The following is a 23,789-nucleotide window of genomic DNA, read 5'->3' on the forward strand; positions in this document are numbered from 1 at the left end:
AATAGAACCATGACAGACTCAACTCAGGTGACATCCTCACAAAGTGAAACCGGTTTGATTGCATATTTTGCAAAGAACCCTGTTGCAGCTAATCTACTGATGATATTTATTATCATTATTGGGATAGCTAGTTACTTTTCTATCCAAAAGCAAATGTTTCCTAATGTAGAACGTAATTATATAAATGCTTACATTAATTACTCTGAGCGCATCTCCTAAAGAAATAGAAGAAAACATTACTAAAAAAATCGAAGAAGCCATTAAAGATCTGCCTGAAGTCAAAAAGAATATTGGCCGCTCATGGCGTGGAGGCGGTCGAGTCACCATGGAAATTCATCTTGATGAACACTTACCCGATGTACTTGATAAAGTAAAAGCGAGAATAGACGGCGTTGCTACTTTTCCAGCGGGTATGGAACCTATTACCGTTGCACAACAAGAGTGGAATCAAGAAGTAATGGAGCTATCTTTGGTAGGCGATTTAAGCCTGAATGAGCTCAAACCAATTGGTAAACAAATTGAAAACGAATTACTGGCTCTTGAAAATGTACAATTAGCGAACGCAAATGCGCCAGAAGACGAAATTTCAATTGAAATACAACCAGAAATGCTGCGTAAATATGATCTAACCATCAGCGATATCTCTCAAGCAATTTCTCGTTATTCTGCAAACTATTCAGCAGGTCAAATACGCACTGATGCCGGTACAATTGCAGTAAGGGTAGAAAATCAATTATATAATGGAGAAGAGTTTGCAGCGATTCCTATTAAGCTTGGGACAGCTGGCGCCAAAGTACTATTGCGTGATGTAGCGTACATAAGAGATGGATTTACACAAGGCGAGCGTTATTTTAAATATAACGGTGAAAACGCCTTGTTTTTAAGCGTGTCAGCCACCAAAACGCAGGATATTGTGCCAGTTGCAAATTCGGTCAAAGCATATATTGAACAAAAGAACAAAAACCTACCTGATGGCCTAGAACTTAAAGTCCTTGTTGATATGACCTACTATCTCAATGGCCGTTTAGATATGATGCTGAGCAATCTCGCGCAAGGTGCTGTTTTAGTATTTTTAATGCTAGCTCTGTTTTTACGATTCAAACTCGCGTTTTGGGTAATGATAGGTTTACCGGTTTGTTTTTTGGGCGCCTTAATGATGATGCCGGTTTTTGGCATAACTATTAATATTCTCTCATTGTTTGCCTTTATTATGGTACTTGGTATCGTCGTTGATGACGCCATAGTGATTGGAGAATCAGCCTATAGCGAGATTGAAAAACACGGTAATTCAGTAAATAATGTGGTCAAGGGCGCAAAGCGCGTCGCAACGCCTGCAACCTTTGGCGTGTTGACCACAATGGCAGTATTTGCGCCTGTACTGTTTAGTTCAGGCCCTGATGCCGATCAATTTATCAACATATCTGCTGTTGTTATTTTGTGCTTAGCGTTTTCACTTATCGAATCAAAGCTTATTTTACCTTCACACATTGCCGCGTCTAGCTTTAAACCTTTGCCTCAAAATAGCTGGCGCAACAAATTTAATGAAAAATTCTTTGGCTTTGTTTACGGTCCATATAAGCGTTTTGTAACGTTTTGTACTACCTATCGCTGGCAGACCTTGACTTTTTTCATTGGGATGTTGATGGTTAGCATCGCACTTATACAAGCAAATCATGTTCGCATGGTACCCAATCCAAAGGTGCCACATGATTTCCCGAGTATTAATATAGAAATGAGTGAAACCGTTTCAGACGAAACGACGGTAAATGCACTTAAAACAATCGAAGCTTTAGTTATTGAGATTGAAAAAGAAACCGAAGCTGAGTTCGGGCAAGGCATGATTAGAGATTTACTTGTCTTTAATCAAGGACGTAATCGAGGTGAGATATTAACCCCCCTTGTAGATGAGGAATTACGTCCATTTAGTACCTTTGAATTATCTAGAAGATGGCGCGAAAGAATGCCCGATATCCCATGACCTAAAGTCAATCACTATACGTGATGATGTAAATGGCGGAGGTGGTAATGGTGAATTCGGCTATATGATATTTGGCTCTGATATCGCCACCCTAAATCAAGCTGGTCGATATTTAATTGAGCTTCTTCAAGGCCAAGAAGGCGCATTTGATATAAGTTCAACAATTGACCCTGATAGTAAAGAAGTGCAAATGTCCTTAAAACCCGTTGCCTTTGATTTAGGTTTAGATTTAAGCACTATTGCCTCACAAGTTGGCGCAAGTTTTTATGGTGGAGAGGCGCAGCGTATATTAAGAAATGGTGAAGAAGTACGTGTTATGGTGCGTTACCCAGAACTTACGCGTGAGCGCTTTGCAGACCTTAAACATACTGTTATATCCACGCCTAGTGGCTCTGAAGTTATGCTTGGCGATGTGGTAGAACTAATTGAATCGCCAGGGATCAGTTATATCCGTCGTGAAGGTGGATACAGAAGCGTCTATGTGTGGGGCTCTATTGATGAAGAACGCATCGAACCTAATGAGCTCACAAACAACATTACAGAAAACCTTATCCCGCAAATGAAAGAGCGTTTCCCCAGTGTTAAAACGCAGTTAGGCGGCGATATACAAGAGCAACAAAGCCAACAAGCTGAACAGCTTCGCTTCCTTGCGATTGCCTTGATTGTTATTTATGTTTTATTAGCGATTCCATTGAAAAGCTATGCGCAACCTTTAATCATCATGTCAATTATTCCCTTTAGTTTCACAGGGGCCGTATGGGGACACTTTGCGTTTGGCTTAGATATTAGTCTGTTTTCATTCTTTGGATTAATTGCTGCAGCCGGCGTTGTAGTCAATGACTCACTGGTGATGACTGATTTTGTCAACACTCGTCGCAAAGAAGGGTATTCAATAAAAGACGCTGTACTAGAGGCAGGTTGCGCACGCTTTAGGGCAATAACATTGACTTCAATCACGACCTTTATGGGCGTTTTACCTATAATGTTCGAAAGCAGTCTACAAGCTAGTTTTGTTATTCCCATGGCCGTTGCACTTGGGTTTGCGGTACTTTATGCAACCTTAGTAACCCTGTTATTGGTGCCATGTCTTTACTTAATTTTGGAAGACTTAGGCGCGGCCTTCCGCTGGATATTCAACGCCTTTTCGAAGCTGTCTAGCCGATTATTTGGGAAAACAAAAACGGCTTAATGATTGATGTAAAATATAACATCCGCTTATCACTAAAACCGAAGCTTTTGCTTCGGTTTTTTTGTGAATGAAGGCTTCAAGTTTGTATCGACAAAGTCGATATATTACTACTAGATAGTCATATATAGGTTTATAGGTCGATACAACATGCAAGCTTCCATACAGGTTCCTAATGCATGAGTAAAATACTCATCGTAGATGACTCTGCGCTAACAAGGCGTTTATTAAAAAACTTACTTGAAAGTGCAGGCTTTGAAACAGAAACGGCACAAGATGGTGCGCAGTGTCTGCTTGCCATCAAACGTTTTAATCCAGACCTAATCACGCTAGACATTGAAATGCCGGTCATGGACGGGATTACCTGTTTAAAAGAAATTATGAGTACTTGCCCAAGACCCGTAATTATGGTCTCGTCATTAACGGAAAAAGGCGCAAGCGCGACGTTTGATGCTTTAGAAAACGGTGCTGTTGATTATATTGATAAACCAAGCGTTATGGCACATTCAAAGGAAACTAGTAATAAAAACCCGCTCATTTTTAAAATAAAATCAGTATTATATTCAAAACGACGGCATGTAAATTCAAACGATACTGCTAACAAAAAAGTAACACCGGGTCTTACTCGGCCAATGTTTATTCCCTCAAAGCAGCAAAGAAGTAATATTGAATTGATTGTCATTGGTGTGTCCACGGGAGGCCCTAATTGTCTACAAACTATTTTAAAACAATTGCCGGCCTCGTTTACCACACCTATTGTCGTTGCTCAGCATATGCCTGCGCGGTTTACAAAGGTCTTTTCACAAAGACTCAATTCATTATGTCAACTAGAAGTGGTAGAGCTTGATAAGAATTACCCTTTAAAAAGCGGGCATATTTATATAGCGCAGGGTGATGGTGATGTCATTATCAAACGACAGGGAAACATACTTAACGCTGGCCCTAGCAAAATAAACACGCAGTACATATGGCACCCAAGTGTTGATTATCTGGTTACAACAGCGCTTGAAGCTGTCCCGGCAAAGCGCTTAATGTGCATTCAGTTAACCGGGATGGGAGATGATGGAGCAAATAGTATGAAAAAAGCCCACGAAAAAGGCGCCTTTACCATCGCTGAATCAGAAGCAACCGCTGTTGTTTATGGCATGCCTCGCGCGCTAGTTAAGCTTGGAGGCGCAAGCTAGGAACTTCCCAATAATGCCATTGCTAAAGAGATAATAAAATTAAACAAATAATATTGAATGATAATGATTGTTATTTGCAATAAATTGTTTATACTAGCCTTACATTGATTTATTGGTCTTTATCAATGTATGTAAAACTATGTGTGTAAACAAAGGGTAAGCAGTGTTGCTTACCCTTTTTAATTTGCTAATTACTTTTTATCGCCACGCCCTTTTGAGGCTTCAATTACTTTATGCGCCACCTCTACTAATGATAGACCTTGATTCATTGCCGCTTTTTGCAATCGTTGATGCGCTTTTGCTTCACTTAATGAAAACTCTTGCATAATGTAGAGCTTCGCCCTGTTTATTTTCTTTTGTTCATGCAAACTTTGCTTTGCGCTGGATAACTCATCACTCATCTGCTGAATGCGCGATGACTGGCTTTTTAAAAGCTCATATACAGAACGATTTATCCTAAATGGATAAGGCTCAAGCGATATATCGTCTAAAGAATGAAAACTTGACTGAGCTGTGCATGTATCTGCAACAAATGATGCGATATCAATACTGTCAGCATCTAGTAATTCTTGTGAGCTTGGTTGTCGAATATTATGTTCTTTTAGCGCGCTTAGTGCTTTGTTAGCATCACAAACCCGTTGTTTAGATGTGTCGAGTAATTCCTTGGTTAAGACTTGCTCTATTTCATACATTTTATCGATACGTTGGGTATAGACTTCATACCAAGTTGTGCTCAAGTGAGGGTACACATTATCAGTATCACATAGCATTTGGATTAGCTTTTGTAGCTTTTTAACCTCATGTGTAATTTCATGCTCTTCTAAGGCCGCCCACAATTTTAATGAGGATGGTATTGAATACTCACAAAAAATATCAAAACACATAGTTTGTTGTTCTTGTAACTGTAATAAACGCTCACAAATTTCGTCGTTAAATTGTGAATTAGCGAATCCAACAGCTCCCCATGCACGCTCTTGTCCGGCATATTCTTTACCTTGAATAAAATTAAACAGCGCAACTAACGCTGATGTGACGGCTGAATCATTAGCAATGTCAGCAGCCTCAAAGATAATACTCAACAAATTTGAGATAAGAAATGTATATGCGCGCGTTGATGCTATTGGAGGAATTTGGTGGCACTCTACCGACAACCTTAACTCGTCAACAACATCGATACTTTGAAGTGCAATCGCTATGCTTGATAACAGACGATAACTATCTGATTTTTGATATTTCTCCAAATATGTTCGATCAAATAGTCCAACAACAGCATCTTGTACTATTTGAGTCTTTTCTATTTGTCGTTTTCTTCGCTGTATGTAGTGCTCTCCCTTACTTGCCAAGTAAACATTTGAAATGCCTCGTTCTTGCTGAAAATAATGGATCAACTCACAAACAAGCGTTACTAAATGGCAATTATCTGATAATCGTTCGAGAGTTTTTAGTTCGGCTTGCTTTGCCGCATACAGAAAACGCAGAGTATTGTTCGAACCCACAAATACCTCCACTTCCTTTGATAGTATTGTTGTAAGAGGTTTTACACAATAGACAGAAGCAAAGGTTATTCCAAATTGCTAGAATTAAGATGTTTTGAATTTTATTTGCATCTGGGTTTCTTTAAGGCTTTGTTTTCAATGTTTTATTTTTTAGTATTTTAACATTCCAGAAAACCAAGCTTATGACCAAATACACTACATTATCGATAAAGATGTCTTATTTAAGTGCATCTTATACAAATGATTGCACCAAAATTTACGCGGTTTGTGAGTAGTCTCGCCATTGCTTTGGCGTATTTATATTTAGTTCTATACCCGGCATTAAAGTAGGCTTGTAGTCTAACTTTTGCGCGTCAAATTGACTCAGTAGAAAACGCAGCGACATATTTTCGCCCTGCGCCAATTTAGCATACATTTGCTGGTTAACACCTTGGTTAACACAAATGACACAGGGTAAATAATGCGCCGCGATATATGTAGTGCGTTGAGCTATTTTTGCATTGTGTAACAATAGCGGTAGCACTTGCTTGCCTATAGCTGGCATGTCTACTGGCATGACAACTAGCATATCACCATCACGCAATGCTAGTTGATTGATGCTAGATACAATAGCGGCAGCTGGCCCTGCTTTTGTAAATTGGTCTTTTAAGCCACCATGGTGCGCCCCACTTATGTAACAAGCACCCAATGACAAAGCTTGTAACTTGCTATAGGCGGTATTGAGCATATTTTCATTACCTAGTCTTAGCAATGCCTTGTCAGTGCCCATTCGGGACGATTGTCCACCAGCAAGCAGTAATCCAATTGTTTGCATGCTTAAAACTTCGTATTTATCCAAACCCAAAAGCGATCTGTGTCGGGTCTACCACTATCACCTGAATAACTGGCATACTTTATACCAAGGCCATAATGCTTAGCTAACTTAGTCGTATATTGAAGATTAATTTCTGACCCTAAATCATCAACAAGCTCGGTTGCATGATCTGCTTCATACGAATGATATGCTAGCAACCACTTGCCTCCCAATTTAGCTGTAGCCACGCTAATTTGCATATCAACCAAACCTTGTGCAGGTGTATTTATAAACAAATCGGCCCAACCATTGAATTTATGTAAGGTTGCCAAAGGCGTAGCAAAACCTACCTGACCATCATCTGAACCTAATACTTCGTATGCTGCATTCACAGTATAACCCTTAGTTGCAAATCCTCCTTTGGCCAATAAATAACTAGTATCAAAATCTCCGCCTGCTGTTTCATTGGTTTGTGTCGCATATTCCGCATGGTAAAGCCATGTAAAATCTTTATCTCCTTGTTTTCCTTGAAAACTAACACCAAAGGTATCTAAACCATTGGTTACATCATTATCAACTTCAAGCACATAAGAATATGCGACTAGCTTTCCAACGCTTGTGTTGTATACAACATTTAGTAGGTGGTCTTTTGAATCCAGATCGGCTTCCTCGGCAAAAATTCTATTACGTTTATTAACGTAGCTATATTGAGCCTTAAAGTCCTTGTTTGCTTGATATGTAAAAGTAGCAGCATCAAAGGTTTGTCTGTCTTGACGCCACCCTACGTGCCCTACAAAGCGTTGGCCATCTAAGGCAATGACTTGTCGACCCAATTTGAATGTGAATTTATCATTTTTGTATTGCACGAAACCTTGATCAATTTCGGTCACTTCCGGGTCAGCAATAACAGAGTAAATGCCCGGATTATAGCCTGTTGGTCCTACGGTAAAGTCACCTTGACCCAAAACGATTCGACTATCTTCGGCTTCAACCTTAAACGACCATCCATTGAAGCTTTTTGAAGTATATCCAAAACGAGTACGTAATGTTAAAGCACTAGCATCTCGAGCGGCGTTATCTTGAGAAACATCTTCATACCTTAAGTTAATATCTACATTAGCTTTCCCTGTGCTCATCGCTTCATAGAAGCCATCTGTCGCAAAGGCAAAGCTGCTTAAACAAAAGTAAGCGGACATAAGTATCGATAAACTTAAACTTTTTGGGTAACAATAGTTAGGCATATTAATCATTCCTGCGTGTGTTTAGTGTTCAAAAATTAAAAAAGTGCTAGCAGTACAAATTTAAGCAGCATCATGACTACTGGCTGATGTGTCGCTGATATCTGCTGCACAACCGTTCTTGTTAACAGTTTCGACCTTCTTTTGCTTCTCGTATAAGAAGCGCAAAACATCATGTCTATAGTTGTTGTATAAGGGGTTATCGGCCAGTTTGATTCTATTTCGAGGCCTATCTAATTCGATTGATAAAATTTCTCCAATTGTTGCTTTAGGGCCGTTTGTCATCATGACTATACGGTCAGATAACAACACGGCTTCATCTACATCATGGGTAATCATAATGACCGTATTTTTTAGCTTGGCGTGGATCTCCATTACCGAATCTTGCAGATGCGCTCGGGTAAGTGCATCAAGTGCACCAAAGGGCTCATCCATTAATAATACTTTAGGCTGCATCGATAACGCTCGGGCAATGCCAACTCGCTGCTTCATACCACCTGATATTTCAGATGGTAGTTTATGCGCTGCATGGGTCATTTGGACTAAATCCAAATTGTGTTCAACCCATTGTTTAATCTCTTTTTTTGACCGATTGTTATGAGTTTGTTTTACCGCTAGTTCAACATTTTTATATACTGACAACCACGGTAGCAACGAGTGATTTTGAAATACCACGGCTCTTTCGGGCCCGGGTTCATTTACTTCTGCATTATTAAGTAACACGCCACCCATCGTTGCTTGATATAATCCAGCGACAATATTGAGTACCGTAGATTTGCCACAACCTGAGTGCCCAATAAGCGAAATAAACTCGCCTTCAGCAATTTTTAAATTGACGTTTTCTAATGCGACAAATGCACCTTTGGGTGTTGGAAATTCCATACCGACCTGCGTTAACTCTAAATGCGTTAAATGTGTCATTTTAGGCTCCTAGTTATATACCTAATTTGCGTTTAATTAGCGTAAGGTCGCTGATTTATCCCAGCTCACTGATTTTTGTAGCACTAACATTAATCGGTCCAAAATAAAGCCAATAATGCCAATAGTGAGTACAGCTACCATGATTCTTGATAATGATTCTGAACTGCCGTTTTGAAATTCATCCCAAACAAATTTTCCTAAACCAGGATTTTGTGCAAGCATTTCAGCGGCAATAAGCACCATCCAGCCAATGCCCAAACTCAAACGTAAACCTGTGAAAATCATAGGAATTGAAGATGGCAATACAATTTTTATGACATGTTGAATTGGGTTTAAACGCAGCACTTTGCTCACATTTATAAGGTCGCTATCAATATTGGACACGCCAACAGATGTGTTGATTAACGTAGGCCAAATGCAGCACAACGATACTGTCACAGCAGAGGTGATAAATGATTTGGAAAACATTGGGTCTGAACTAACATATACCGCGCTTACTACCATCGTCACAAGCGGTAGCCATGCCAAAGGTGAAACTGGTTTAAATAATTGAATAATGGGATTAAGCGCAGCGTAGGTCGATTTGCTTAAACCGCTTATAATTCCAACTGGTACCGCGATGATTGAAGCAATAAAAAAACCAAACATGACAGTATAAAGACTGGTCCATATTTGATTAAAAAAAGAAGGAGCTCCGGTATATGGTCTAATTTTTGGCACATAATCAGGATCTTTTTCTAGGCGTTTTGCGTTTCGTTCTTCTTGACGCTCAAAAAATGCATCTGCCTTTTCCTGCCTGTCTTTGTGCTCTTGAAATAAAACAGACGCCTGAGTAAATACATCTTTAGGATCAGGGAATGAGCCTAAAGATGTATCAATACTGCTTGCCGCCATTGACCAAAATCCAAGAAATACCAAAATACCGATACATGGCAATAAAAGTTTATTAATTTGCGCACTGAATAATTCAAATACATTGGTTGACGTTATGTTGTTAAACGCTGCTGGCGTAATGACTTTATTTAACATGGTAGATCCCTACTATTTAAATTTATTGGATTTTGGTCAATGGCGGCAAGTAGCATCAAGCTCTACTCGTTCCCTACCTCAGTAGGCGTTGACTCAAGATCAACAATACCACTGGAATTACCTTGAAGGCCTATTGTGAACTGACTCAAATATTCATTTGGCTTTGTACCGTCATAAGGCACCTATAGTCAATAAACTCATCATGCTTTGGCTTAAATCCAGTTTCGTTAGCAAAATCCGGAAAATCAGTCGCATTCGCTTTACCTTCCGCAATCAATAATTTTGCTGCTTGAGCATATACCTCAGGCTTGTATACATCTTTGGCGGTATTCACATACCATTGATCGGACTTTGGTTCTGAAATTTGTCCCCAACGACGCATTTGGGTTAAATACCAAATTGCATCACTGTAATACGGGTAAGTAGCATTATGTCGAAAGAAAACATTGAAATCAGGAATGTCTCTTTTGTCTCCTTTTTCAAATTCAAAGGTGCCCGTCATACTATTTGCGATGACCTCTGCATCTGCTCCTACATAGTTAGCCTGTGCAAGTATCTTTACTGCTTCTGGTCGGTTAGCGTTATTATTTTCATCTAGCCACATTGCAGCGCGTAACATTGCTTTTACAACCAGAATATGAGTGTTTGGGTTTTCTTGTGCCCATTGATTACTAACGCCATATACTTTTTCAGGGTTATTTTTCCAAATTTGGTAGTCGGTAATGACTGGGACACCTATGTTTTTAAATACCGCTTGCTGATTCCACGGTTCTCCAACACAATACCCATGAATCGTCCCCGCTTCCATCGTTGCAGGCATCTGTGGAGGAGGTGTAACTGATAACAAGGCTTGAGCTTTTATTTGTCCACTATTATCACCTTTGTCAGGCGCATAGTATCCAGGATGAATACCGCCGGCTGCTAGCCAATATCGTAGCTCATAATTATGGGTCGATACCGGAAACACCATGCCCATTTTGAATGCTTTACCCTGTGAGGCTAGCTCTTCGACCACTGGTACTAATGTGTCTGCTTTGATGGGATGAACGGGCAAGCCATTTTCATGCGGGATATTAGGTTTCATCATTGCCCATACATCGTTAGAAACGGTTATGCCGTTACCATTTAAATCCATACTAAATGCGGTCACGATATGAGCTTTTGTTCCATATCCAATGGTAGCACCTAAAGGCTGTCCCGCTAGCATATGAGCGCCATCTAATTGACCATCAATTACTCTGTCTAATAATACCTTCCAGTTGGCTTGTGCCTCTAAAGTGACATATAAACCTTCATCTTCAAAGAACCCTTTTTCGTAGGCAACCGCAAGTGGTGCCATGTCGGTTAGTTTTATAAAACCAATTTTTAGTTCTTCTTTTTCAGGATAAATTTCTTCGGCATATATCGACGTGGTAAACAAACTTAACAAGCAAACGACTGAGGCAAGCTTACCAAGCGATTTTTTCAATATTAGTGTTTCCATGTGTATTCCCTCTTACAGTTTTTTAAACGCTTTCTTAAATGCAAAAAGCCCGTACTAAAAATTGAAAAATCAACTTCTAGTGCGGGCTTCTTTGCCAAAACACAAGATATAAACCTTGTATTAACTAAATTGTGTCTTACTGAACGAATTTTTCGCTTACTTTACTGGGCTATATATCTATCATTCGCTATATGATTTTATTATTTCCTCGGCAATGCCTATTGCATCTATAGCATCAATAATGTCTTTGCATCAATAGTGCCAATTATTTAATTCTTAGTAATCATAGACTTAACATAAAATATACAAACTAAAAATGCTTAACTTGTCTCACTTTTGTGCATACCTGCACAATCACTGTGCCTTTCATATCTATCTTTACCTGTAGTTTTATTGGTAACTGACAAGCAAATAGTCTCGAAGTGTCTCGCTTATTCCACCAACTCATTGCCATCTCAATGGCTTCGCTTTTTGATACTTTGCATTTTCCTATGATCATTGCGCTAGTGGTCAAGATAATCGTATTGTAAGCATATTGATTAGTCGACAAGCCTTGCCATACGCGAAGAATTTCACCGTAGTCAAACAATTTCGGTTTAATTTGCCAGGCTTGTTGTGCTTCAAATGTCCATGTCTGTATGGCTGTATCATTGTCTGCTTTGGAACTATCAAACTTCAAAATATTAGTATCTTTTGCAGGATTAATTTCTGGCTCTCCCGATTCCCCTCTAAAACAAATTACATTTTGATTATTCAGATGAGCAGCAATATTAATATGCTTAACGTCAATATGTTCATGATGCACACCCTGTACCGATAGGCTTGCATTGAGTGGATTGAGCAGTCTAGCTAAGGTATTGGCACATGAACGAAGGCCAAACTTTTCGCGCAACTGTATTAATTCATAAAGTGCCGGATGGATACTACATAAATCCATATAGGCAAAACCTGACTTTTCGATCTTTGATTTCGCGTTTATTAATGTACTTGCCGATACTTTTTCTAATAAATCTAAATTAGCCAGTACATCTTTTATATACATGCGCGTAGTATGAGGCTCGCTTGTACCATGCATTATTAAGCTATAGGACTGCTGATGCATCAATGCACACGATAACAGGTACCAAGGAAGTTGACGTCTTTTTCCAGCATAGCAAGCAATATCAAGGTCTACCTCAAGATCTACTTTCGGTATAGGTACAATCAAGGTTTCTCTGCACGCTTCAACAAAACCACACAACTCTTCTATCGATTCTTCTTTAACACGAAGAAGCATCAAAAAAGCGCCTTTTTGCTCTAAGCTGATTTTATTTTGTAGTAGTAAGGTAAATGCCCGGTATGCTTGCGCTCTAGTTAAGTCTCGGCCTGCTCTTTTGCCAGCGCCAATGATTTTGATATATGTGGCGAATTCTTGCATTGGCATATTACCCATTAGCTTTTAACGCTGTTCGTAGATACGCATTAATTCGAGTAGTTTGGATATCTATCGCATCACATGGGTCACTAGTATCTTTTAAGTAATAAACGTTTTGCTGATAATTAACCACCTCACCACAAACAATAATCGCCGGACCTCTCAAGCGTAAATCCTTGGCTATTTTTGTAATGTTAATTAAGGTACTTTTTATGGTTGTTTGTTCATCAGAACATGCCTTATCAATTATCGCGATCGGAAAATCAGGGGCAAGACCATGTTCTATTAATCGTTTAGCGATAGTACCCAAGCGGCCCAAGCCCATATAAAAGACTAAGGTTTGTTGATGGCTTTTATCAACCAAAGAAGCCCAGTCAGGCTCATTTTCGGGATGTTTTAAGCTTGCGGTGGTAAGCGTTACAGACTGCGCACAATCGCGCTGAGTAAGGGGGATACCTGAATATGCCGATGCACCCGATGCAGCGGTAATCCCCGGAATGATATTATAGTCAATATTGTTTTTACTCAGCGCATGCGTCTCTTCATATGTTCGAGCAAAGATAGCTGGATCTCCCCCTTTTAAACGCAATACTTTTTTACCTCGCATAGCATGATAGACAATACGCTGACATATATCGCCTTGTTGCATACTATGCTGACCACACCGTTTTCCTACATACTCGGTCAAAGTGTTAGTAGGGATAAGATCTATGATAGTTTGATCGACCAAATTGTCATAAAGTACTACATCGGCAACAAATATAGCTTTGTAGGCTTTTATGGTCAGTAAATCAACATTCCCAGTACCCGCGCCGGCAAGCCATACAAAGCCTTTTCGAGATTTAGTTTGTGAAACCTCTTTGCTGGATAAACTGATTAATTTACTCATACATTAATTACCTCAATACGATTTGATTCTTCACTTATGGCCTGCGTAGGTGACTTTTCATTTATGTTGATACTCGCCAATACTTGTCCATTCGTATCTGATTGTGTATCGCTGTCCATCACACTTATAATATGGGCCAATTCGCTTTTACATGAGCCACAATTAGTGCCGCACTGTAGCGCATTACCTAGGCCAACTACCGTTTTTGTGCCATCAAGAACAGCCTGCTCAATGGTTTTTTGCCTAACCTGATGACAGGTACATATCACAGGCCCTTCTAGAAACTCTGATGTGGGCGAGAGTCGCAACAAATGAGCAAAATCCTCATTTGAACAAGACTCATCATTGAAAAGCGAATCAAGCCATTGATTTATTTGTGCCTGTGACGATTCAAACACATCATTTGTTGTGATGACCATCGCCTTAGGTATATCGCCCTGAGAACCGAGCCATACTGATTTACTATTAGATGAATAGGTCCTTGAGCTCGTAATATCATTATTGTGGCTTGTGGCTGTAGAGTGGTTTTGTTGTATAGTTTTGATGATTTCAATACTTATGCTATGACACCACGTGGTATTTTCAGCATGCATGGAAATATCAACGTTTGAGTGAGATTCAGTAAACAAGGCCATGTAATATAAGGTTGTGTTTGCTTGTTTAACCGCATACCAATAGTCACACAAACGGTTTACATGACTCATGTTCAAAGGTCGTTTAGTTAAAACATAGGCTTGCTTGCTTACATTGAGCTTTGAGGTTGCAATTGCGGCGTGCTTTAGCTCTGGCTGTCCGGATATAGGATCGTTTGCATCACTGAACATATAGGCAACACTTGCATGTGATGCCCAAGTATTTGACCAATGTATAGGAGCAAAAAGATTTCCATTTGCTAAGCCATTATCGATTTTTAATGGCAAAATTACAGCTTTCCCAAGGGTCTTGCTTGCTTTGGACGACAAGTTTAACAAATCACCTGATTCATATTTCAAGGCCCTTGCATCATGTTCATTCATGGCGATGAATCCATGCTGGGTATGCTGGTGTAGTGTTGGTGAATTTCCGGTACGCGTCATAGTATGCCAATGGTCACGTAAACGGCCGGTATTAAGCACAAATGGGTATTTAGAGCAAGTCAACTGTTTGGGAAGCCTTGGGGTAATAGGGATAAAGTGAGCTTTGCCTGACGCTCTGGCAAAGATCTTGTCGCTAAATAGTCGTTTCGTCCCAACTAACCTTTTATTTATAATTGAAACCGGCCATTGTATTGGTAACAAGTTATCATAATCATTTTGGCTTATTTGGCTAAACGGTCCAATATTAAATGCACGAAACTCACCGGTTTGTTGACAGTTCTTATAGGCACTAAGCGCGGCGTGCTCTGCAAATATTTGAAAAGGAGACTCAAAATTGAATGCATGCTTGAAACCAAGTTTCGATGCTACTTCACATAAAATCTGCCAATCATGACGAGCATTACCCATCGGAGGAACAATGGCTTTTTGCCTTGATATACACCGTTCTGAATTAGTCACGGTGCCATCTTTCTCAGCCCATGGCGTTGCGGGAAGTTTGACGTGTGCATATGCCAAGGTATCGTTACTTGTCACCACATCCGATACTACGATCGTTTCGCACTTTGCCATGGCTTGTTCAATTTTGCTTCGGTTTGGCATGCTGACAAGTGGATTGGTGCCCATTATCCACAAAAACTTTACTTTCCCTTTGTCTATTGCATCAAACAAATCAACTGCCTTTAAACCAGGCTTAGTTGCAACCCTATCAGACTGCCAAAACTCACTGACAATCTGTTGATGTGATGGGTTATCAATATCCATGTGCGCCGCCAGCATATTGGATAAGCCGCCAACCTCTCGACCTCCCATAGCATTAGGCTGACCGGTAATAGAAAACGGACCACATCCACGCTGGCCGATTTTACCGCTTGCTAAATGACAATTTATTATTGCATTAGCTTTATCTACTCCCGAACTAGATTGATTAATTCCCATAGAGTAAAAACTAATTGCTGTTGGCGAGCAAACAAATAAGTCATAAAACCGCACTAGCTCTTTTTCACTGATGCCGCAGTCTTGTGCAACCTTCTCAATAGAGTATAAAGAAGCTTGGGTGATAGCATCATCATATCCTTGAGTATGCAATTCGATAAAAAGTGTATCGAGTCCTTGTTCACTTATATATTTGAGTAATCCATTGAACAAAACTGCGTCGCTACCCGCTTTAATAGCCAAATGTATATCAGCTAGTTGATTAGTAGCTGATTGGCGTGGGTCTATTAATACTACTTTCATTGAAGGATTGAGCTCTTTTGCTCGTTGCATACGTTGGAACAACACAGGATGAGTCCATGCAGCATTAGAGCCTATCAAGACCAATAAGTCAGTGTGTTCAAGGTCTTGATAACACGTGGGTACAAGATCTTCGCCAAATGCGCGTTTATAGGCCGCAACGGCTGAAGACATGCATAGTCGTGAATTAGTATCAATATTGGCTGAACCAATGAAGCCTTTCATCAGTTTATTGGCAATGTAATAGTCTTCAGTCAAAAGTTGCCCAGATACATAAAATGCAAGCGAATCTTTGCCATACTGGTCAATACATGACTGCATTTTTTGTGCGATAACGTCAGTTGCACGATCCCAACTTACCTTGCTGCCATTGATTTGCGGCTCAAGCAATCTTCCTTGATGATTAAAGGTGTCGAGTAAGTTACTTCCTTTTATACATAGCTGACCAAAATTAGCCGGATGCTGTGGATTACCTGCAATTTCGGCATTTTCAAGTGCTTGCTGAGCTTCAAGACTGTTATCAAGCTTAAGCTCTACACCACAACCTACTCCGCAATATGGGCAAGTAGTTGTGCAGCGTTTGGCTATATTGGGCTTATTGTTCATCAGACTTCATGCGCTATGCTATTTGCTCATCAAATTTTTGCTCATCAAATCTGTCAAATCCATTCAAATTCAACACAACTTGCTCTTTTTCAATGCGCGCGTCATAAACGGACAAGCTAAACTCATCATCTTCTATGCATTTGCCTGTCACCAAGGAATAATGCTGCTTGTATAATGGGCTACTGATAACAGGCTCTTCACATATAGAGCCTATAATGCCTCTGTACATAACGTTAGCGCGACCAATGGGATCCCAATTTGAAACAGCATAGACTTTATTGAGTCGAGCTATATAAAATATTGCTAGTTGTCGTCGCTTTGTATCATCCTGTTTCGTCAAATTGGGCAATAAAGCACACACACCCGAGTTGTCTTGCAAATCGCTCTTTGGGCAAATAACAAACCATTTTGATATGTGTTCACTGTGAGTCACTGTTGATTCATTTGATATAACTTGAGACATACGCCGTTCCTTATACAAGTTCGATAATATCGATATCATTGGATGTATCCCAAGCAGGCTTGAGTGCTTTTTCTGTATCAGTAGCCGGTCTTATTTGTCCTCTTTGTTCAACAAACTGGATATTTTCATCGCGTCCCTCACTATTAACAAACTGCCTAAATCGCTTCAGTGAGTCTTGATTTGAGATGGTTGTTTTCCACTCGCATTGATAGCTATCAATCACCCTTAGCATCTGTTTTTCAAGCTCATCACACAGTTGCAGCGAATCATCAATGATGACCTCTTGTAAAAACGAAAGACCACCGTCCAAATTATCCATCCAAGTCGCAGTTCTTTGCAGTCTATCTGCTGTCTTGACGTAAAAAGACAAAATTCTATCAATGTATTTAATGAGTAACTCACTTGATAAATCGGTCGCAAATAAATCGCCATGTCGAGGTTTCATGCCACCATTACCACATACATAAAGATTCCAACCCTTCTCAGTGGCGATAACACCAATATCTTTGCTTTGTGCTTCAGCACACTCTCGAGTACAGCCAGACACAGCAAACTTGATTTTGTGGGGCGCCCTTAGACCCTTGTATCTATTTTCTAACTCAATGGCTAAGCTGACAGAGTCTTGCACACCATAACGACACCAAGTATCTCCTACGCAAGATTTCACGGTGCGCAAGGCTTTTGCATAGGCATGACCAGTCTCAAAGCCTCCTTCAACTAGCGCCTGCCAAATATCGGGGAGTTGCTCGACACGCGCTCCGAACAAATCAATTCTTTGGCCACCAGTGATTTTGGTATACAAAGAATATTGCTTGGCTACTTGTCCTAACAAAATGAGTTTATCGGGGCTTATTTCGCCACCTGCTACACGAGGGACAACGGAATATGTACCATCTTTTTGCATATTGCCAAGATACACATCATTTGTATCCTGCAAGCCAATATGTTTAGGATCTAAAATGAACTCGTTGTGAACAGAGGCTAAAATAGAGGCAACAGCCGGTTTACATATTTCGCAACCTAAGCCATTGCCATGTGAAGCTAGCAAGGTTTCAAAGTCTTTTATCTGAGTAACCTGTACAATGTTAAATAAGGCTTGTCGAGAATAAGCGAAATGTTCGCAAATATCTTTTTTAACCTCTACTCCTCGTTTTTCAAGCTCACTATCCACTACATTTTTTAATAATGCGGCGCATCCTCCACACCCGCTACTTGCTTTTGTACACGATTTTATCGCGCCTAATGAACTCTCTCCTGCATCAATTGCTTCAATAATATCGCTTTTAGATACGTTGTGACATGAGCATACCGTCGCACTCATTGGCAATGCATCAGCCCCCAAAGCGGGTGCTGAGTCATTATTAGTGGGAAGTATTAGAGTTTCAGGAAATTCAGGAAGCTCGATAACATTGAGTGAATATTGAAGCAAAGTGTCATAGTCAGATGTGTCGCCCACCAACACTGCACCTAGCAGTCTTTGATTATCTTTATCAACCACAATTTTTTTATAAACACCATCAGGTTGATTTTCATAGGTATAGCTTTGAGCAAACTTAGTGCGCCCATGAGCATCACCGATGGACCCGACCTCAACACCCATCAGTTTTAATTTAGTGCTCATATCTGCCCCTGTAAATTCAGGAGTGCTATCCGAACCACCAAACACGATATGGCTGGCCGCTGTTCTTGCCATGCTGTAGCCTGTGTGCAACTAAACCAAATATTTTTTGTTCCCATAATGCACATTCGCCGATAGCATAAATATTAGAATCCGATGTAATACAGAAGTCATCAACTACAATGCCTCCGCGTTCTCCTACCATCAAACCAAAGCTGCGAGCCAATTGGTCACTAGGACGAATTCCCGCCGAGAACAAAATGAGATCTGTTTCAAGAAATGTGCCGTCTGCAAAGCACATCTTATAGCGACTAGTGTCACCTAGCTCAATGACTTGAGTTGCTTTTTGAGTGTGGACTTCTACTCCTAAGTCGGTGATTTTATCTTTAAGTAAATCGCCGCCTCTTTCATCCACTTGGACCGCCATTAGTTGTGGTGCAAACTCTACAACATGCGTTTTCAAGCCTGATTCTTTCAACGCATTGGCTGCTTCTAATCCAAGTAAGCCTCCGCCTACTACAACCCCTACTTTGCTTACCTTAGCTGATGCCTCAATGGCTTCTAAATCATCAATAGTGCGATAGACCAAGCAATGTTCTTGCTCATTACCCGGAATCGGAGGCACAAAAGGATATGAACCAGTGGCTAATACGAGTTTGTCATAGGTAAACTGCCGCCCATCTTGAGTAGTCACTACTTTTTGTGTTGTATCAATGTCGGTCACCCAAGCATTCACGTGACACTGGACGTTTAATTCATCATAGTGAGATTGTGTGGTCAATGCCAAGTCATCTGCTGTTTTACCCGAAAAGTACTCTGAAAGATGAACACGGTCATACGCAAGACGAGATTCACCCGACAACACAGTAATGCTGCAATTTGTATCCAGCGCTCTTAATTGCTCAACAAAATGATGACCAACCATTCCATTTCCAATAATTAGTATTTGACTTGCTTGCAATAAATTAATCTCACCATGTCTCATATCAAGCACCTTTTCATGCATAAAAAAAACCCACAGTAAGCAAGTTACTGTGGGCGTCTTTGCCACCGCCTTCATGCACACAATGCTGACGGTAATTAAATTGTGAGGGCCGTGCTTTACACGTCCACTATGCTTATACACTATACAATTTCGATGCCAATAAAATTACTTGTTAATAAACAACAACTTAACAATTATCAAGCCTTTAAAGTGAAGCAAGATTGCACTAATACAAAGCACCTTTGCACTAATTTAGTTATATCTATCAATAATCCTGATAGTGTTAGACTATTCAGACAAAGATATACGCAGTAGACTAAAAATAATAACAAAAGGAGACAGCACCATGATGAAGCCACTCTTCATTTCATTGTTACTTAGCGTAACGATTGCATGCAATGCAACGACAACTTATGAGCAAACTAAATTAGCTGCGCAAGTCAATATCACACAAGGGCTTGATACTGAGCGCCTAACGCGTATAAATTCGGTTATGGATGAGTACGTTACCCAAGGTAAACTGGCAGGCACTATTAGTTTAGTTGCACGAAATGGCGAAATTGTGCATACATATGTCAACGGGATGCAAGACCGTGAACAAAATATTCCTATGCAAAAAGATAGTATTTTTCGTATTTATTCGATGACTAAACCCATTACGGCTGTGGCGGCACTAACGCTTTGGGAACAAGGAAAGTTTCACATGAACGATCCGATCGATAAATATTTACCCGAGCTGAGCAACCTCAAGGTGTACGTTAGTGGTAAAGGCGAAAATATGGTACTTGAAGACGCAAAATATCCTATTCGTATTATCGATTTGTTTATGCATACTGCTGGATTTTCATATGGCTTCACCGGCAGCGAAGTTGACAATCTATACCGGGCATCACCAATTGGCCTAGGTAAAGTAAAAGCAGACGAAGTATTAAACGAGCTGGCTAAATTACCGCTAAACCATCAACCCGGCATTAAATGGCATTATGGGGTTAACACCGATGTTATTGGCTTTTTGGTAGAGCGTATTACAGGCCAAAAACTAGGAGAGTATATGCAAGAGGTCATATTTGACCCACTTAACATGGCAGATACTGGGTTTTATGTAAAACCTGAAAACATCTCTAGATTTACGCAAGTTTATGGTGCTGGTGAGCAAGGTCAAACGATTCCACTTGATCAAGAGCCATTAGGCGACTTCTTAAGTGATCCTGACGTTCACAATGGTGGTGGTGGTCTTACTTCAACTATTCATGATTATTTCAAGTTTACCCAAATGTTGCTTAACAAAGGAGAGTTAAACGGTCAGCGTATATTAGGACGCAAAACGGTTGAATATATGACGTCAAATCATTTAGCTGACTCGCTTATTCCTTTTAGTCCAAATGCCCCAGGGGAAGGACATGGACTTGCAATGTCTGTAACTGTAGATGAAAACTTGGTGCCATTTATGGACTCTACAGGTAGTTACGGTTGGGGTGGCGCAGCTTCAACCTACTTCAGAATCGACCCATCAGAAAACTTAATTCTGATTAGCTATACTCAATTTATCCCGTCAGGTTTTCATGGCTATGTAGATGACTTTAGAAATACGGCCTATCAAGCTATTGTTGATTAAATAAAGCGCGCAACCTATATTCTTATGGGTTGCGTGAATTTTTAAAACGTAAACACACCAAGCATGTTTACGCTTTTATCTCGCTCACCATTTCGCTCATCTTATCAACGTTTTGGCCTACCGTTAGTGCAACATTGTGCGTATCTTGTGCAATATCTTTTGCCGTTTTCGCGTTACTTGCCAAGTCAGCAACATTACTGTTTATATCTCCAAGTACTTGCGTTTGCTCATCTGCAGCGACTGCTACTTGATTAGCATGGTCGTTAATATTGCCAGAAAGCGATGCAATGGCACTAAGGGATTTTCCAGCTTCATTTGCGTTAACAATGGTTTCTTTTGTTTGCACTTGGCTTTTTTCCATCGCCAGTACAGCCTCATCCGAGCCCGTTTTAAATTCAGCAATGATACTGCTAATTTCTTGCGTCGATTGTTGAGTGCGAGTTGCAAGAGTGCGTACTTCATCAGACACCACTGCAAACCCTCTACCATGTTCCCCTGCTCTGGCTGCTTCAATTGCTGCGTTAAGTGCTAGTAAATTGGTTTGATCAGCAATTTGCGTGATAACCCCTAATACGTTACTGACTTGTTCCCCGCTACTAGCGAGTCTGTTGACGACTTGAGTTGCAGCGGCGATTTCTTGCTCAAGCGAACCTAATGATGAGATCGTAGAAGTGATTTCTGCTTGACCGTTAATAGCAGCGTTATCCACCTCACCAACATCGCTTGCAACTTTAGTAATTGTACTTGCGACATCTTGAATCGCTTCTGTCATATGCGAAATGGCAGTAGAAATTTGTTCTGACATTGTGAATTGTGCAGTAACAGTTTGATTCGATTTATCTGCCAAAGATTTTAAATGTTCGCTTTCTTGTTCAAGGCTTTCATTTGAGCTATGAATATTACGTACAATGTTACCAAACTTATGCAACAAGCTTTGAAAGGACTTACTAACGCTACCAATTTCACAATCAGTATTTGCGTTTACAACATAAGACAAATTGTTTTGTGATTCAACAGTATGAATATCAGCTGCCAATGTACTAAGCAGTGCTTGAATAGAACGCAATACGTACCAAAATGCACCCGCTAAGGCTAGGGAAAAAATAATCGTGAACGTCACAATCAACGCTGTCATGAAACCGCGTATGTCGGGGATTAAAGCAGAGAAGCGATGAGAATGATCATCAAGCTTATTTAGATTACTTTCAATAGTTGAGAGGAATACTTCTGATGATGTAGGGTTTCGTTGAAATCTCTCAATTTGCGCAAGTAAGTCTTCGTTAACGCTAATATCATTTTCACATATATCAATCGCCTCTCCAAACCCTAGGACTCGAAACATCGCGACTTCAATCATATTGACAGCATCTAGACATAAGTGAGCTTGTTCTTTAGCAAACAGTACGCCTTGTTTTATACCTTGCTTTCGAATATCGCCACTATTATTGTCAATAAATAGCTTGATATCTTGATCACCACTGGCGTTAATTTTTTCTATATTGCGTTTTACTGTTTCAACTCCGATTAAATGCTGTCTTTCCAAAAAAGTAAAATAGCCCGTTTTTGAGATAGTAATCATACCGATGATGTTAATTACCAAAATAAAAATTAAGCTAGACAATAAGTATGTAAATCTTTTTTGGACTGACCAATTAGTCATTTGAGAACTCCGAGCGAGGGTTATCGTATTAGATCGTTAAACTTGGGTTTGCGTTAACGACTCTTTACAGTTTGTGTCGTATTCATTGAGTTATCGACTAAAGTTAAATTTTTCTCATGCTAATTTAGATAAAAACAGCACATGCTTGAAATAAAAGAAGTTTTATTTTTTAAAAAAGAGGACGCACAGGGGCGCGTCCCTAGGGTAGGAAATTAAACTGCGTGGACTTTATTTGGATCTAAATCATCTTCAATTGCTTGATCAAGTATAGCAAAATCCCCTTTTCTGGAACGAAGCTTTGTGTTTCTAAAAGCCGTCATGTCAAGTTGTGAAAATAATTTACCCGCCATATTACCAGCAACGGACATCTGCTCTTGTGGTACAAGTCGATCGAAGAAACCAGCCTCTATTGCCGCTTCTGGCGCGAAGATTTCGGCATTTATCACGCATCGATTAAAATAATTTTTTGCCAAGGCGCAAGCGCGCTAATTCAATACCAAAATTATGCATGGTCATGCCAATTAGGGTTTCATTTAGTCCAACTTTATAATCGCCTTGAGCAATCATTCTATAATCACATGCCAACATCAAAAAGGCTCCCATTGCGATTGTGTGACCAGTTGACAAGGCGATTACCGGCGTAGGAAATGCTAGTATTCTTCGCGCTAATTTTGACCCTTTGGAAGTAAGTACTAAAGCATCTTGAGGGCTGTTTTGCATTTCTTTTAGATTGAATCCACCAGAAAACACGCCGTCTCTGCCAGTTAAAATAACAATTGCGTTATCTGCTTGTGCTTGATCAAAGGCTTTGTTTAACTCAGCTATCATGTTTGTTGATAGCACATTAGCTTTGCCGTCGTCCATTGCAATAGTCGCAATGTTATCTTCTAAGGTGTATGTGACCAAATCTGTCATAGTATTT

At 40.1% G+C, this 23,789-nt stretch carries 14 protein-coding genes and 3 pseudogenes; 3 read left to right on the forward strand and 14 right to left on the reverse strand.

Annotation, left to right across the window (positions count from 1 at the left end):
• The first annotated feature begins 9 nt into the window (after positions 1–9).
• Positions 10–3,167 (forward strand): annotated as a pseudogene (locus ACZ1G6_RS09395) (efflux RND transporter permease subunit).
• 176 nt (positions 3,168–3,343) lie between these two features.
• Positions 3,344–4,348, forward strand: coding sequence for a chemotaxis-specific protein-glutamate methyltransferase CheB (cheB, locus tag ACZ1G6_RS09400; RefSeq protein WP_472616070.1), 1,005 nt, complete (start codon positions 3,344–3,346; stop codon positions 4,346–4,348).
• 191 nt (positions 4,349–4,539) lie between these two features.
• Here the strand turns inward: cheB and ACZ1G6_RS09405 are convergent, their stop codons facing one another.
• The 11 genes and pseudogenes from ACZ1G6_RS09405 to nirB form a co-directional block, all read right to left on the reverse strand.
• Positions 4,540–5,844 carry a nitrate- and nitrite sensing domain-containing protein gene (locus ACZ1G6_RS09405; RefSeq protein WP_472616071.1) on the reverse strand — a complete coding sequence of 435 codons (1,305 nt, stop codon included), beginning with the start codon at positions 5,842–5,844 and terminating at the stop codon, positions 4,540–4,542.
• A gap of 256 nt (positions 5,845–6,100) precedes the next feature.
• Entirely contained in the window at positions 6,101–6,658 is a 558-nt protein-coding gene (mobA, locus tag ACZ1G6_RS09410) for a molybdenum cofactor guanylyltransferase (protein ID WP_472616072.1), read from the reverse strand.
• A gap of 2 nt (positions 6,659–6,660) precedes the next feature.
• Positions 6,661–7,833, reverse strand: coding sequence for an alginate export family protein (locus ACZ1G6_RS09415; RefSeq protein ID WP_472616073.1), 1,173 nt, complete (start codon positions 7,831–7,833; stop codon positions 6,661–6,663).
• Between the two features lie 105 nt (positions 7,834–7,938).
• Complete coding sequence (locus ACZ1G6_RS09420) at positions 7,939–8,796, reverse strand: ABC transporter ATP-binding protein (protein WP_472616074.1); 858 nt, start codon at positions 8,794–8,796, stop codon at positions 7,939–7,941.
• A 36-nt stretch (positions 8,797–8,832) separates the two neighbouring features.
• Positions 8,833–9,825: an ABC transporter permease gene (locus ACZ1G6_RS09425; RefSeq protein WP_472616075.1), complete on the reverse strand. Its 993-nt coding sequence runs from the start codon at positions 9,823–9,825 to the stop codon at positions 8,833–8,835.
• 62 nt (positions 9,826–9,887) lie between these two features.
• A pseudogene (locus ACZ1G6_RS09430) lies at positions 9,888–11,308 on the reverse strand (CmpA/NrtA family ABC transporter substrate-binding protein).
• Positions 11,309–11,618: 310 nt separating this feature from the next.
• Complete coding sequence (locus ACZ1G6_RS09435) at positions 11,619–12,725, reverse strand: glycosyl transferase family protein (RefSeq protein ID WP_472616076.1); 1,107 nt, start codon at positions 12,723–12,725, stop codon at positions 11,619–11,621.
• Between the two features lie 7 nt (positions 12,726–12,732).
• Positions 12,733–13,611 (reverse strand): uroporphyrinogen-III C-methyltransferase, encoded by an 879-nt coding sequence (cobA, locus tag ACZ1G6_RS09440; RefSeq protein ID WP_472616077.1) that lies wholly within the window; start codon positions 13,609–13,611, stop codon positions 12,733–12,735.
• Entirely contained in the window at positions 13,608–16,526 is a 2,919-nt protein-coding gene (locus ACZ1G6_RS09445) for a nitrate reductase (RefSeq protein WP_472616078.1), read from the reverse strand. Before ACZ1G6_RS09445 ends, cobA begins: the two co-directional genes overlap by 4 nt.
• Before the next feature lie 13 nt (positions 16,527–16,539).
• Complete coding sequence (gene nirD, locus ACZ1G6_RS09450; RefSeq protein WP_472616079.1) at positions 16,540–16,989, reverse strand: nitrite reductase small subunit NirD; 450 nt, start codon at positions 16,987–16,989, stop codon at positions 16,540–16,542.
• 10 nt (positions 16,990–16,999) lie between these two features.
• Positions 17,000–19,592, reverse strand: a pseudogene (gene nirB / locus ACZ1G6_RS09455) (nitrite reductase large subunit NirB).
• A 349-nt stretch (positions 19,593–19,941) separates the two neighbouring features.
• On the opposite strand from nirB, the gene ACZ1G6_RS09460 reads away from it, so the two are divergent.
• Positions 19,942–21,207 carry a serine hydrolase domain-containing protein gene (locus tag ACZ1G6_RS09460; RefSeq protein ID WP_472618965.1) on the forward strand — a complete coding sequence of 422 codons (1,266 nt, stop codon included), beginning with the start codon at positions 19,942–19,944 and terminating at the stop codon, positions 21,205–21,207.
• Positions 21,208–21,274: 67 nt separating this feature from the next.
• Here the strand turns inward: ACZ1G6_RS09460 and ACZ1G6_RS09465 are convergent, their stop codons facing one another.
• The 3 genes from ACZ1G6_RS09465 to ACZ1G6_RS09475 form a co-directional block, all read right to left on the reverse strand.
• Entirely contained in the window at positions 21,275–22,867 is a 1,593-nt protein-coding gene (locus tag ACZ1G6_RS09465) for a methyl-accepting chemotaxis protein (RefSeq protein WP_472616080.1), read from the reverse strand.
• Between the two features lie 212 nt (positions 22,868–23,079).
• A complete protein-coding gene (locus ACZ1G6_RS09470) occupies positions 23,080–23,340 on the reverse strand; it encodes a hypothetical protein (protein ID WP_472616081.1) in 261 nt (86 codons plus the stop codon).
• Positions 23,321–23,782: a crotonase/enoyl-CoA hydratase family protein gene (locus ACZ1G6_RS09475; protein WP_472616082.1), complete on the reverse strand. Its 462-nt coding sequence runs from the start codon at positions 23,780–23,782 to the stop codon at positions 23,321–23,323. Before ACZ1G6_RS09475 ends, ACZ1G6_RS09470 begins: the two co-directional genes overlap by 20 nt.
• Between the last annotated feature and the right edge of the window lie 7 nt (positions 23,783–23,789).

Source organism: Glaciecola sp. HA4-3 (assembly GCF_055693685.1).

Excerpts from the sequence above, each read along its gene's own strand:
- cheB (WP_472616070.1), top strand. The coding sequence starts at position 3,344 with ATGAGTAAAATACTCATCGTAGATGACTCTGCGCTAACAAGGCGTTTA.
- mobA (WP_472616072.1), bottom strand. The coding sequence starts at position 6,658 with ATGCAAACAATTGGATTACTGCTTGCTGGTGGACAATCGTCCCGAATG.
- ACZ1G6_RS09415 (WP_472616073.1), bottom strand. The coding sequence starts at position 7,833 with ATGTCCGCTTACTTTTGTTTAAGCAGCTTTGCCTTTGCGACAGATGGC.
- ACZ1G6_RS09420 (WP_472616074.1), bottom strand. The coding sequence starts at position 8,796 with ATGACACATTTAACGCATTTAGAGTTAACGCAGGTCGGTATGGAATTT.
- ACZ1G6_RS09425 (WP_472616075.1), bottom strand. The coding sequence starts at position 9,825 with ATGTTAAATAAAGTCATTACGCCAGCAGCGTTTAACAACATAACGTCA.
- ACZ1G6_RS09435 (WP_472616076.1), bottom strand. The coding sequence starts at position 12,725 with ATGCAAGAATTCGCCACATATATCAAAATCATTGGCGCTGGCAAAAGA.
- cobA (WP_472616077.1), bottom strand. The coding sequence starts at position 13,611 with ATGAGTAAATTAATCAGTTTATCCAGCAAAGAGGTTTCACAAACTAAA.
- ACZ1G6_RS09445 (WP_472616078.1), bottom strand. The coding sequence starts at position 16,526 with ATGAACAATAAGCCCAATATAGCCAAACGCTGCACAACTACTTGCCCA.
- nirD (WP_472616079.1), bottom strand. The coding sequence starts at position 16,989 with ATGTCTCAAGTTATATCAAATGAATCAACAGTGACTCACAGTGAACAC.
- ACZ1G6_RS09460 (WP_472618965.1), top strand. The coding sequence starts at position 19,942 with ATGAAGCCACTCTTCATTTCATTGTTACTTAGCGTAACGATTGCATGC.
- ACZ1G6_RS09465 (WP_472616080.1), bottom strand. The coding sequence starts at position 22,867 with ATGACTAATTGGTCAGTCCAAAAAAGATTTACATACTTATTGTCTAGC.
- ACZ1G6_RS09475 (WP_472616082.1), bottom strand. The coding sequence starts at position 23,782 with ATGACAGATTTGGTCACATACACCTTAGAAGATAACATTGCGACTATT.